The sequence below is a fragment of the Clostridium sp. SY8519 genome (assembly GCF_000270305.1).
GTDB lineage: Bacteria > Bacillota > Clostridia > Lachnospirales > Lachnospiraceae > SY8519.
The window spans coordinates 2,608,697-2,621,512 of record NC_015737.1 but is presented as its reverse complement, the minus strand read 5'-3'; the positions used below and the strand labels follow the sequence as shown (position 1 = coordinate 2,621,512).

Annotated in this window: 12 protein-coding genes and 1 other RNA gene; all 13 read left to right on the top strand. The window is 51.1% G+C overall.

The features are described 5' to 3' along the window. Positions 1–7 precede the first annotated feature (7 nt). The 13 genes from ilvC to CXIVA_RS12055 all read left to right on the top strand — a co-directional run bounded on the left by ilvC (position 8) and on the right by CXIVA_RS12055 (position 12,797). Positions 8–1,024 carry a ketol-acid reductoisomerase gene (ilvC, locus tag CXIVA_RS12110; RefSeq protein WP_013978333.1) on the top strand — a complete coding sequence of 339 codons (1,017 nt, stop codon included), beginning with the start codon at positions 8–10 and terminating at the stop codon, positions 1,022–1,024. Between the two features lie 80 nt (positions 1,025–1,104). Continuing rightward, positions 1,105–2,361, top strand: coding sequence for a 3-isopropylmalate dehydratase large subunit (leuC, locus tag CXIVA_RS12105; RefSeq protein WP_013978332.1), 1,257 nt, complete (start codon positions 1,105–1,107; stop codon positions 2,359–2,361). A gap of 14 nt (positions 2,362–2,375) precedes the next feature. Beyond that, the gene (leuD, locus tag CXIVA_RS12100) at positions 2,376–2,867 is read left to right on the top strand and encodes a 3-isopropylmalate dehydratase small subunit (protein ID WP_013978331.1); all 492 of its coding nucleotides are present in this window, start codon (positions 2,376–2,378) and stop codon (positions 2,865–2,867) included. Between the two features lie 55 nt (positions 2,868–2,922). Next, entirely contained in the window at positions 2,923–4,407 is a 1,485-nt protein-coding gene (gene thrC / locus CXIVA_RS12095; RefSeq protein WP_013978330.1) for a threonine synthase, read from the top strand. A gap of 82 nt (positions 4,408–4,489) precedes the next feature. Continuing rightward, positions 4,490–4,879, top strand: a complete 390-nt coding sequence (locus tag CXIVA_RS12090; protein WP_013978329.1) for a hypothetical protein — start codon at positions 4,490–4,492, stop codon at positions 4,877–4,879. 3 nt (positions 4,880–4,882) lie between these two features. Next, positions 4,883–5,527 (top strand): deoxyribose-phosphate aldolase, encoded by a 645-nt coding sequence (gene deoC / locus CXIVA_RS12085; protein WP_013978328.1) that lies wholly within the window; start codon positions 4,883–4,885, stop codon positions 5,525–5,527. Then, a complete protein-coding gene (cdd, locus tag CXIVA_RS12080) occupies positions 5,479–6,000 on the top strand; it encodes a cytidine deaminase (protein ID WP_083835033.1) in 522 nt (173 codons plus the stop codon). Before deoC ends, cdd begins: the two co-directional genes overlap by 49 nt. 78 nt (positions 6,001–6,078) lie before the next feature. Further along, positions 6,079–6,255: non-coding RNA, 6S RNA (gene ssrS / locus CXIVA_RS13680), on the top strand. A 102-nt stretch (positions 6,256–6,357) separates the two neighbouring features. Continuing rightward, on the top strand, positions 6,358–7,689 hold the full coding sequence (locus tag CXIVA_RS13570; RefSeq protein WP_013978326.1) for a YihY/virulence factor BrkB family protein: 1,332 nt from the start codon (positions 6,358–6,360) through the stop codon (positions 7,687–7,689). 35 nt (positions 7,690–7,724) lie between these two features. Beyond that, a complete protein-coding gene (pheS, locus tag CXIVA_RS12070) occupies positions 7,725–8,744 on the top strand; it encodes a phenylalanine--tRNA ligase subunit alpha (RefSeq protein WP_013978325.1) in 1,020 nt (339 codons plus the stop codon). Positions 8,745–8,759: 15 nt separating this feature from the next. Further along, positions 8,760–11,177, top strand: coding sequence for a phenylalanine--tRNA ligase subunit beta (gene pheT / locus CXIVA_RS12065; protein ID WP_013978324.1), 2,418 nt, complete (start codon positions 8,760–8,762; stop codon positions 11,175–11,177). A gap of 93 nt (positions 11,178–11,270) precedes the next feature. Next, entirely contained in the window at positions 11,271–12,314 is a 1,044-nt protein-coding gene (gene queA / locus CXIVA_RS12060; RefSeq protein WP_013978323.1) for a tRNA preQ1(34) S-adenosylmethionine ribosyltransferase-isomerase QueA, read from the top strand. A gap of 3 nt (positions 12,315–12,317) precedes the next feature. Next, positions 12,318–12,797 carry an 8-oxo-dGTP diphosphatase gene (locus tag CXIVA_RS12055; RefSeq protein WP_013978322.1) on the top strand — a complete coding sequence of 160 codons (480 nt, stop codon included), beginning with the start codon at positions 12,318–12,320 and terminating at the stop codon, positions 12,795–12,797. Positions 12,798–12,816: the final 19 nt, after the last annotated feature.

Below are 12,816 nucleotides of genomic sequence, written 5' to 3'. Positions count from 1 at the left end.
AATTAAAATGGCAAAAATTTATTATCAGGAAGACTGTAACCTTTCCCTTTTAGACGGAAAAACAATTGCAATCATCGGATATGGCAGCCAGGGTCATGCGCACGCAAAGAACCTGAAAGATTCCGGATGCAATGTGATCATCGGTCTGTACAAGGGAAGCAAATCCTGGGCAAAAGCTGAAAACGAGGGATTTGAGGTATATGAATCTGCTGAAGCAGCAAAGAAAGCAGATATCATCATGATCCTGATCAATGATGAGAAACAGGCAAAACTGTACGCAGACTCCATCGCTCCGAACCTGGAAGCAGGAAACATGCTGATGTTTGCCCATGGTTTCAACATCAACTACGGCACAATCGTACCTCCGGCAGATGTGGACGTAACCATGATCGCACCGAAAGCTCCGGGTCATACTGTAAGAAGCGAATACCTGGCCGGCAAAGGAACTCCCTGCCTGATCGCGGTAGAGCAGGATGCAACCGGCAAAGCGCTGGATCTGGCTCTGGCTTATTCACTGGCAATCGGCGGTGCCCGTGCCGGTGTCCTTGAGACCACATTCCGTGTAGAAACAGAGACCGACCTCTTTGGTGAGCAGGCAGTCCTGTGCGGCGGCGTAACCGCTTTAATGCAGGCAGGTTTTGAAACTCTGGTAGAAGCCGGATACGATCCGAGAAATGCTTACTTCGAGTGTGTACATGAGATGAAGCTGATCGTTGATCTGATTTACCAGTCCGGTTTTGCAGGCATGAGATATTCCATCTCTAACACAGCAGAGTATGGTGACTACATCACCGGCCCGAAAATCGTTACAGAAGAGACCAAGAAGGCAATGAAGAAAGTACTGGCAGATATTCAGGACGGTTCTTTCGCAAAAGAGTTCCTGCTTGATATGTCTGACGCAGGCAAACAGGTTCATTTCCGTTCCATGAGAAAGAAAGCAGCAGAAACTCAGCTGGAGCAGGTGGGCAAAGAGATCAGAAAGATGTACAGCTGGAGCAACGAAGACAAGCTGATCAACAACTAATAAGCATCATACTTTTTATGGGAAAATTGTGGGCTGTCGCTTATACGGCAGCCCGTTATTGATATATCGGAGGAAAATATATGGGAATGACGATGACCCAGAAGATCCTTGCGGCACACGCAGGATTGGATTCTGTGGAAGCAGGACAGCTCATAGAAGCGGATTTGGACCTTGTACTCGGGAATGATATCACTTCGCCGGTAGCCATTCACGAAATTGAAAAAATGAAGGTGGACGGGGTGTTCCATAAAGACAAGATTGCCCTTGTCATGGATCATTTCGTGCCCAACAAGGACATCAAATCGGCAGAACACACCAAATGTGTCCGGGAATTCGCCTGCCGCAACCAAATCACCAATTTCTTTGATGTCGGCAAAATGGGAATCGAGCACGCCCTCCTGCCGGAACAGGGACTGGTAAAGGCCGGCGACGCGGTGATCGGAGCAGATTCACATACCTGCACGTACGGGGCGCTGGGTGCATTTTCCACAGGAGTGGGCAGTACAGATATGGCAGCCGGAATGGCCACGGGCAAGGCATGGTTCAAAGTACCTTCCGCCATTCGTTTTGAGCTGACCGGAAAACCGTCCAGATATGTCTGCGGCAAAGATGTCATTCTGCACATCATCGGTAGGATCGGTGTGGACGGCGCGCTGTACAAATCCATGGAATTCACCGGTGACGGCATTCAGTATCTGAATATGGACGATCGTTTTTCGATTGCCAATATGGCGATTGAAGCAGGCGGAAAGAACGGAATCTTCCCGGTGGATGATATTACCCGCGCGTACCTGAAAGAGCACTGCGCGCAGGAATATACAGAATATACCGCCGATGAGGATGCGGTATACGAAGAAACTTACACCATCGATTTGTCCGAACTGAAGCCGACGGTTTCCTTCCCGCATCTTCCGGAAAACACACGTACCATTGATGAAGTAGGCGACGTAAGGATTGATCAGGTCGTGATCGGTTCCTGCACCAACGGACACATTTCCGATCTGCGGATGGCCGCAGAGATCATGAAGGGGAAGAAAGTGTCTGATCATGTCCGAACCATCATTATTCCCGCTACACAGGAGATCTATCTGCAGGCCATGGAAGAGGGGCTTCTGAAGATATTTATCGAGGCAGGCGCCGTGGTCAGCACACCCACCTGCGGTCCGTGTCTGGGCGGATACATGGGAGTCCTTGCGGCCGGTGAGCGCTGCGTATCCACGACCAACCGCAACTTTGTGGGACGTATGGGCCATGTGGATTCTGAAGTATATTTGGCCAGCCCGGCAGTGGCAGCGGCAAGCGCCCTGACCGGAAAAATCAGCGGACCGGAAGCATAAAAGGAGGAGTACAGATGAAATCAGCCAACGGAACCGTCTTCAAATACGGAGACAATGTAGATACCGATGTAATCATTCCTGCCAGATACCTGAACTCTTCGGATCCGAAGGAGCTGGCGCAGCATTGTATGGAAGATATCGATCAGGAGTTTGTGCATAAAGTACAGCAGGGAGACATTATGGTAGCCGCAAAAAACTTCGGCTGCGGGTCTTCCCGGGAGCATGCGCCCATCGCGATCAAGGCTGCCGGTGTCAGCTGCGTTATCGCAGAGACGTTTGCCAGGATTTTCTACCGCAATGCTATCAATATCGGCCTTCCGATCATTGAATGTCCGGAAGCCGCAAAGGAGATTGCGGCGGGAGACCGGGTGGAAGTTGATTTTGACAGCGGTGTGATTACCGATCAGACAACCGGAAAAACCTATCAGGGACAGGCGTTTCCTCCGTTTATGCAGAAAATCATTGACTGTGAAGGTCTGGTCAATTACATTAATCAGGGAAAGTAACAGACAGACTGCTACCCGGGTCTGACAGAGAAATACAATACAGGAGTGATTGAGAATGGCAATCTTATATGAAAATACCAGAGATTCATCGGAAAAGGTAACAGCCTCCCAGGCGATTCTGAACGGGCTGGCCGGCGGCGGCGGACTCTATGTTCCGACGGAAATACCCCGTTTGGATGTGCCAATGGACGTTTTGAGCAAAATGACGTATCAGGAAGTGGCCTATGAGGTAATGCGCAGATTTCTGACGGATTTTACCGAAGAAGAATTAAAAACCTGCATTGCCCGCGCCTATGACTCCAAGTTTGACACAGAAGAGATCGCGCCTCTTGTGGAAAAAGACGGAGCCTATTATCTGGAGCTGTTTCACGGAGCCACAATAGCTTTTAAAGATATGGCGCTGTCCATTCTGCCCCATCTGATGATTACTGCAGCCAGAAAAAACAAAGTCACCAATGATATTGTGATTCTGACCGCCACATCCGGAGATACCGGAAAAGCGGCCCTGGCCGGATTTGCTGATGTGGAAGGCACACGGATCGTTGTATTTTATCCGAAAAACGGTGTCAGCCCGATTCAGGAAAAACAGATGGTTACCCAGAAGGGTGAGAATACCATGGTAGTGGGAATCCACGGCAATTTTGACGAGGCGCAGACCGGAGTAAAGAAGATGTTTTCCGATCCGGCATTAAACGCTGAGATCAATGCCAGGGGATTCCAGTTCTCCTCTGCCAATTCCATCAACATCGGCCGTCTGGTTCCTCAGATTGTATATTATGTCTATGCCTATGCGCAGCTGATCCGCCGGGGCGCGGTTCAGGAGGGAGAGCAGATCAATGTAACGGTTCCCACCGGCAATTTCGGCAACATTCTTGCCGCTTTCTATGCCCGCTGCATGGGACTGCCCATTGCCCGTCTGCTCTGCGCTTCCAATGAGAACAAAGTGCTGTTTGACTTTTTCTCCACCGGCACCTATGATAAAAACCGACCGTTTATCCTGACCTCTTCCCCGTCGATGGATATCCTGATTTCCAGCAATCTGGAGCGTCTGATTTACCGGATCTGCGGGAATGATTCCGAAAAGAACAAAGCGCTGATGCAGGCGCTGGTTACCAGCGGAAAGTATGAAATCACCCCGGAAATGCGGGAGCAGCTGGCTGTCTTTTACGGGAATTACACGACGGAGGCGGAGACTGCGGATGTCATCCGTGAGATTTATGAAAAGACCGGATATGTCATTGATACGCATACGGCTGTTGCCGCTAAAGTGTATAAAAAGTATCTGGCAGAAACCGGGGATACGAAAAAAACAGTGATCGCTTCCACGGCAAGTCCGTTTAAGTTTTCCAGAAGCGTCATGAACGCCATCCATCCGGAATCCGTGGATCTGGGAGATTTTGAACTGGTGGACAAACTGTCCGAACTGTCCGGCGTGAAAGTGCCGCGGGCAATCGAGGAGATCCGCAGCGCGCCGGTACGCCATAAGACGGTATGCGAGATCAATGAGATGCCGGATGTGGTAAGAGATTTTCTGAAATAGACAGTAAAACAAAGACAGTGGTTCCCGGCGGAGCACAGGAATGTGTCCTGCCGGGAACGCATACGGATATGAGGAAAACAGCATGACAGAAGTGGCGTTTCTGACACAGAGTGCGCAGAGTCTTGACATTACGCAGGGTCATTTTATGACCGTATTCAATGTGATTCTGCTGATTTACGGGGCCTACTCCGTGTACGCGGCCAATAAAATGCAGAAAACCGGCGAACCGATGCAGTGGCTCTTATCAAACGAGGAACTGCTCCGGGCAAGAAAACCGAATGCATTCTGCAATTATATGTCACCGAAGACCAGAATCTTTGGAATTCTGTGCATTCTTTACGGCTTTTTCGGGATCATCACAGATTTCTGGCTGCATCTCGGAAAGCTGGAGATGATCGTTCTGGCAGCATTTGTCATTGCGATTGTCTGGTTTTTTATTACGCTGAAAAAAGCAAAGAAGAAGTATGTGTAAATTATGAAAAAAGAAGCATTGTTCCGCTACGTGGATCACACAGCGCTGAAAGCGTATGTGACCTGGGCGGATATTCAGAAATTGTGTACGGAAGCCCTGACCTTTCGGATGGCCTCCGTATGTATTCCCAGCAGTTATGTAAAAAAGGCCCACGATTGTTTCCGGAATCTGAAGATCGGTACCGTGATCGGGTTTCCCCTGGGCAACTGCTCCCTGGAGGCAAAACTGGCCGAAACCCGCCAGGCGCTGCAGGATGGTGCCGATGAATTTGATCTTGTGGTTCATATCGGCATGGTGAAAGCAGGGCTTTACCGGGAAGTTGAGGAAGAGATCCGCGCGGTCCGCGCATTGATTCCGGATAAAATTTTAAAAGTGATTATTGAAACCTGTTATCTGACGGATAAGGAAAAGATCCGCATGTGTCAGGTCGTGACAGATGCCGGTGCAGATTATATCAAAACCTCTACCGGATTTGGCACGGCAGGCGCTTCGCTGGAGGATGTGAAACTGATCAGGGAACACATCGGTCCGGATGTTAAGATCAAAGCCTCCGGCGGGATCCGCACCCGGGAGGAATTTGAGGCTTACATTGCAGCCGGCTGCTCCCGGATCGGGACCAGCAGCGCCATCTGCATGCTGGAAGAATAAGGCGGTTCCTATCCGGAAAAGCAGCCCATAAGGAGATGGTACAGATGCAGACATCCATAAAAGAACTGATTGACCGGGCAGAAGAAGCGCGTGAAAAAGCGTATGCCCCTTATTCCGGCTTTCATGTGGGAGCAGCGCTCCTGTGTGATGACGGGAGCGTCTATACCGGGTGCAATGTGGAAAATGCTTCCTACGGCGCCACAGTGTGTGCGGAGCGCACAGCCCTTTTGAAAGCGGTAAGTGATGGAAAAAGAGCGTTTACCCAGCTGGTAATCATCAGCGACAGTACGGATTATGTGTCCCCCTGCGGAATCTGCAGACAGGTACTGTCGGAATTCTGCTCCGGCGAATTTGCCGTGATTATGTGCAGAAAGGACAAGGCGTATCGGGTGATGACGTTAGAGCAGCTGTTTCTCCACGGGTTTTCATTGAAAAAGGGCAGTCTTGGAAGACAGTCAGAGGAAACTGTCTGAACACAGATACCATTTTCGTGAAATTGAAGTATTGAAAAACTGACAGGAACTAGTATAATACTTTATAGAAAATAAACGAATATCCTGAGATGTGCGACAACCCTGTAATTTTGAACCTACATTTTTTATCAGGGCTTCTCATAATTGCTGTTCTTATGTCGTGCCGTCCTGAACGGATGACAGAGGGATATGCTGCGGATTCCCACCTAGCACACGCTAGGACTCAAAATACAGGGCCGGCATTTTGGGAGTATATTTAAGATCAAGAAGCTGCGTTATGCCGCAGCTTCTTTTTCCAGTTCAGAGCATCCGGGGGATCGCGAATCCGGGGACAGGCTCTGTAGGTGTATAAATTCCATGAATTACCAGTCGATTATTGCTTACTTTTCAAAGAAAATAACGAAAGATAATATCACGGCTTATGCAGCGCAGGCAGCTCTGTTTATCATTTTGTCGGTGATTCCTTTTCTGCTTGTTTTTGTTTCACTGATTCGCTATACGCCGATTTCTCAGGATACGGTGGTAAAGACGATTCATTATATACTGCCGGGCGAGGTGTCTCCCTGGGTGGCATCGATTGTAAAAGAAGTATATACCAATTCAGCAAAAGCCATGATTATTACGGTAATCTTTGCTGTCTACTCATCTGCGAAATGTATCCACAGCTTGCGAAACGGGCTGAATGAAATATATGAAGTGAAAGAGACCCGTAACTGGTTCAAACTGCGGGCCCGGGCCATGATAGAGACATTTCTGCTGATTCTCGGGATCATTCTGGTACTGATTCTGGTGGTATTCGGAGAGAAGCTGAAAGCGCTGGGCGCCGGACGGTTTACAGCCGCCAGTCAGATCTTTGATTTTCTGCTGAAGGGAAGACTGCTGATCATTTTTGCGGTTCTGACTATTATTTTTGCCTTTATTTACAAGGCGATTCCGAACCATGTCTGTACTTTCCGCAGTCAGCTGGTTGGAGCCATTGGCTGTACGGCGGCCTGGTATGTGTTTTCCTTCTTCCTGTCTATTGCCATTCGGTTTTTTAACGGATTTTCCTTATACGGCAGCCTGACTACCATTGTCATTGTGGCGTTCTGGCTGGACATCTGCATGATCATTTTCTTTGCCTGCGGGGAAGTAAACTATGCCCTGGAGATGATTATTGCCGAGTTCAAACGGAGCAAAGCCGCCAAACGGGCGGCTGCCCAGGGACTGGAATATGTGCCGGATGAAGAAGATCCCTTCGAGGAAAAACTGCGGGAACTGCGGCAGCGGCGGGTACTGGAGGATGATTATAACCAGCCGGCGCCATCGGCCGGTCGGAGCAAATCCGCTGCAGGAAGGGGAAACAGACGGTCCGCTTCTTTCCCGCCAGGATCCGAACGGAAGCCGGGTGCGGCCGGAGAACCTCTGCTGCATGATCTGACGGAACCGCCGGAACAGCAGACTTCCGACAGCGGCGGAAAACCGCAGGAACAGGAAAACCCGTCGGAAAACAGCACTGCATCGCAGGAAGAGATAGACAGCAGAAAAAAAGACAGCAGAAAAGACGATCCGTTCAGTATCCTGCCATTTCCGGGAATTACCCGGCCGGTGGTGGAAGAAGCGCCGGATCGGATTGTGCGTCTTGCGGACAAAGGAAACAAAATCCGCAAGTCCTATAAACTGCAGCGCAGAAAGCGCCGCAGACGCTGAAAAAAGTATTTTGATAGCATACAGGGAGAGTTTTTATGGAAGAAAAACTGAAAAAGATTCTGGATGAGGCAATGGCTCAGATTGCCGCTGCAGAGGATCTGAACAGCCTGAATGAAGTCCGGGTGTCTGTGCTCGGAAAGAAGGGCACATTAAAAGCGGTATTAAAAGGAATGAAGGATGTGGCACCGGAGGACCGCCCGAAAGTGGGGCAGATGGTCAATGAGGCCAGCAGAAAAATTGAAGGCCAGCTGGATGCCAGAAAACGGGAAATGGAGCAGCAGGAACTGCTGCGCCGCCTCGATAACGAGACGATCGACGTGACACTTCCGGCGCCGAAGAACCGGGTGGGACACAGTCATCCGAATACCATCGCGCTGGAAGAAGTAGAACGGATTTTTGTCGGCATGGGCTATGAAGTAGTGGAAGGCCCGGAAGTGGAATATGACTACTATAATTTTGAGGCACTGAACATTCCCGCCAACCATCCGGCAAAGGATGAGCAGGATACCTTTTACATCAACAAGGACATCCTTCTGCGTACCCAGACTTCTTCCGTACAGATTCATATGATGGAGCAGGGACGTCTGCCGATTCGTATGATTGCGCCGGGACGTGTCTTCCGGGCGGATGAAGTGGACGCGACACATTCCCCCTCCTTCCATCAGGTGGAAGGCCTGGTAATCGATAAAAATATTACATTTGCGGATCTGAAGGGCACATTGAAAGTGTTTGCCCAGGAACTGTTCGGAAAAGATACCAAAGTCAAATTCCGTCCCCATCATTTTCCGTTTACCGAACCAAGCGCGGAAATGGATGTGACATGCTTTAAGTGCGGCGGATCCGGCTGCCGGTTCTGCAAAGGGGAAGGCTGGATCGAGATTCTCGGCTGCGGTATGGTGCATCCCCATGTGCTGGAAATGGTGGGAATTGATCCGAAGGAGTACTCCGGATTTGCCTTCGGCGTCGGCCTGGAGCGTATCGCGCTGCTGAAATATGAGATTGACGATATGCGTCTGCTGTATGAAAATGACCTTCGTTTCTTAAAACAGTTCTAAAGGAGAAAATGGAAAATGGTTACCTCATTATCATGGATAAAGGAATATGTGCCGGGACTTGACAAAGACCCGCAGGAATATATGGACGCGATGACGCTGTCCGGATCCAAAGGCGAGGGCTTTACGGTGCTGAACGAGGATCTGGACAAAATTGTAATCGGACAGATCCGGGAGATCGCGCCCCATCCGGATGCGGACAAACTGGTGATCTGTCAGGTGGATATCGGAACAGAGACCATCCAGATTGTCACCGGGGCGCCGAACGCTGTGCAGGGCGCAAAAGTGCCGGTAGTGCTGGACGGCGGAAGAGTGGCCGGCGGACATGACGGCTCCCGGACACCGGGCGGCATTCGGATTAAAAAAGGAAAACTCAGAGGCGTGGAATCCGACGGAATGATGTGTTCGATTGAAGAACTGGGTTCCAGCAGGGATTTCTATCCGGACGCGCCGGAAAACGGCCTCTATATTTTCCCGGAAGACGCGCCGGTGGGAGAAGACGCGGCGGCCTATCTGGGACTGGACGACGCCGTGATCGAATATGAGATCACCTCCAACCGTGTGGACTGCTTTTCCGTTATGGGAATTGCCCGGGAGGCAGCCGCTACTTTTCAGCTTCCATACCGGGCACCGGAAATTAAGGAGACCGGAAACGCAGAAGACGTGAATTCCTACATCCGGGTATCCGTACAGGATACGGATCTGTGCTCCCGCTATACGGCCCGTGTCGTAAAAAACATTCATCTGGCGCCTTCGCCGGCCTGGATGCAGCACCGCCTGGCAGCCCATGGAATACGGCCCATCAACAATATCGTGGATATCACCAATTATGTCATGGAGGAAATGGGCCAGCCGATGCATGCCTATGACCTGGATACGATTGCCGGACATGAGATTCAGGTGCGCCGGGCAACTGCCGGTGAGACCTTTGTCACACTGGATGGCCAGGAACGGAAACTGGACGATTCCATGCTGATGATCTGTGACAGTGAAAAGCCCATCGGACTGGCCGGCATCATGGGCGGCGAGAATTCCATGATTACGGATCAGGTGAAAACCATGCTCTTTGAGGCGGCATGCTTTGACGGGACCAATATCCGTCTTTCCAGCCGGAAGGCGGGACTTCGTACCGACGCGTCTGCAAAATTTGAAAAGGGTCTGGATCCGAACCTCGCCATGGAAGCGATGAACCGGGCTTGCTATCTGATTGAGCTGCTGGGCGCCGGAGAAGTAGTCGGCGGCGCGGTGGACGTGTATCCGGTGAAAAAAGAAGGACACCGGATTCCCTTTGAGCCGGACTGGATCAATTCCCTTCTGGGAACCGATCTGACCGGAGAGGAAATGCTGGAATATCTGACCCGTGTCTATCTGACCTATGATCCCGAAACCAATGAAATCCTCTGCCCCTCCTGGCGGCAGGATCTGCTGCGGGACGCGGATATTGCGGAAGAAGTGGCGCGTTTCTACGGCTACGATAGAATCCCGGAGACTTTGCCGAGCGGAGAGGCCACAGCCGGCGGACTTTCTTTCAAACTGCGGGTAGAGGCAAAAGTGCGGGAAGTTTCAGAATTCTGCGGATTCAGCCAGGGCATGTGTTATTCCTTCGAGAGTCCGAAGGTGTTTGACCGGCTGCTTCTGCCGGCGGAGGATCCCCTGCGTCAGGCGATTGTGATTTCCAATCCGCTGGGAGAGGATTACAGTATCATGCGTACCTCTTCCGTCAACGGAATGATGACTTCCCTGGCCACAAACTACAACCGAAGAAACAAAACCTGCCGCCTGTACGAAATGGGCAATATCTACATCCCGAAGGCCCTTCCGCTGACCGAACTGCCGGATGAGCGCATGCAGCTGACTTACGGCATGTATGGAGACGGCGATTTCTTCGATCTGAAAGGTGTGCTGGAAGAACTCTTTGACCAGCTGGGACTGAAGGAACGCAGAGAATACCGGGCAGAAGGCAGACGGCCCTATCTGCATCCGGGCCGGCAGGCGGAAGTATATTATGACGGACAGCCGATTGCCTGGCTGGGAGAAGTGCATCCCACGGTGATTGCCGCATACGGCATGAAAGGGCGGGCGCTGCTTGCCGTCGTGGATCTGCCGTCGCTGATGCTGTATGTCAACTTCGATAAGAAATACACCGGCATTGCCAGATATCCGGCAGTAACCAGAGACCTCAGCCTGATGGTACCGAAGGAAGTGACCGCAGGCGAGATCGAGAACCTGTTCCTGCAGCGGGGCGGCAGAAAACTGGAAGAAATCGAGCTCTTTGATATTTACGAAGGAGAGCAGGTTAAAGAGGGATACAAATCCCTGGCTTATAAGCTGACGTTCCGTGCGGCAGACCGTACCCTGACAGAGGAAGATATCCAGTCCCTGATGACAAAGATCATGGACGGACTGCATTCCCTGGGAATTGATTTAAGACAATAATGATGCCAAGGCCGTGATCAGACGAAGCATGCCTGCGTTTGTTCACGGCTTTGCTGGCGTTTTAAAAGAAACAGAAACTGGAGAGAAACAAACATGAATGTAAAAGACTTTGACTATGAGTTGCCGGAGGAGCTGATTGCGCAGGACCCCCTGGAAGACCGCTCCGCGTCCAGACTGATGGTACTGGACAAACATACCGGTCAGATCCGCCACCACAGGTTTTATGAGATTCCGCAGTATCTGAAACCGGGCGACTGCCTGGTGCTGAACAACACAAAGGTAATACCGGCCAGACTGTACGGGGTCAAGGAAGGCACCGGCGCGCAGATTGAAATTCTTTTACTGAAGCGTATAGAAAAAGATCTGTGGGAGACGCTGGTGCGCCCGGGAAAAAAGATGAAGCCGGGTGCCCGGGTGATTTTCGGCGACGGTCTGCTGACCGGAGAGGTGGAGGCAATTGCGGAAGAGGGCAATCGCTTGATCCGGTTTTCCTACGAAGGGATTTTTGAGGAAATCCTGGATCAGCTGGGACAGATGCCGCTTCCGCCCTACATTACCCACCAGCTGAAAGACAGGAATCGTTACCAGACGGTTTATGCCAAATATGACGGATCCGCTGCCGCACCTACCGCCGGCCTGCATTTTACGCCGGAACTGCTGCAGCAGATTCGGGACGCCGGAATCCGGATCGCGGAAGTGACTCTGCATGTGGGACTTGGAACCTTTCGCCCGGTAAAGGTGGAAGAAGTGACCGAACACCATATGCATTCCGAATACTATTCCATTACAAAAGAGGCCGCGGAACAGATCAACGCGACCCGCAGGGCCGGCGGCCGGGTGATCTGTGTCGGAACCACCAGCTGCCGGACCATTGAATCTGCCGCGGATGAAGAGGGAAATCTGAAGGAAAGCAGCGGATGGACCGATATATTCATTTATCCGGGGTACCGGTTTAAAGTCATGGACTGCCTGATTACGAATTTTCATCTGCCCCAGTCCACACTGATTATGCTGGTTTCGGCGCTGGCCGGCAGAGAGCATGTGCTTGCGGCGTATCGGGAGGCGGTAAAAGAAAAATACCGGTTTTTCAGTTTTGGGGACGCGATGTTTCTTACCGATGATTTATGTGGAGAATAGCCGATGCTGATGACTACGTTATGCTATATCGAACAGAATGACTGCTATCTGATGCTGCACCGCACCACCAAGAAAAATGATATCAACCGGGATAAATGGATCGGTGTCGGCGGCAAGTTTGAGGATCGGGAGTCGCCGGAAGAATGCCTGCTGCGGGAAGTAAGGGAAGAAACGGGGCTGACGCTGACCAGCTGGCAGTTTCGCGGATTTCTGACCTTTCTGGCGGAGGATTATGAAGAAGAGTTTATCTGCCTGTATACAGCGGATGGATTTACCGGAACACTGACGGACTGCAATGAGGGGGAGCTGGAATGGGTGCCGAAATCCCGGATCGGGTCGCTGAACCTGTGGGAAGGGGATCGGATTTTTCTGAAGAAACTGATGCGGCAGGATCCGTTTTTTTCCATGAAGCTGTCCTACCGGGGGGATACGCTCACGGAGTGCCGGGTAGACGGCGTATCGGTTCTCCCGGTTTCTTCATAAAAATTTCAGTATTTTTTGG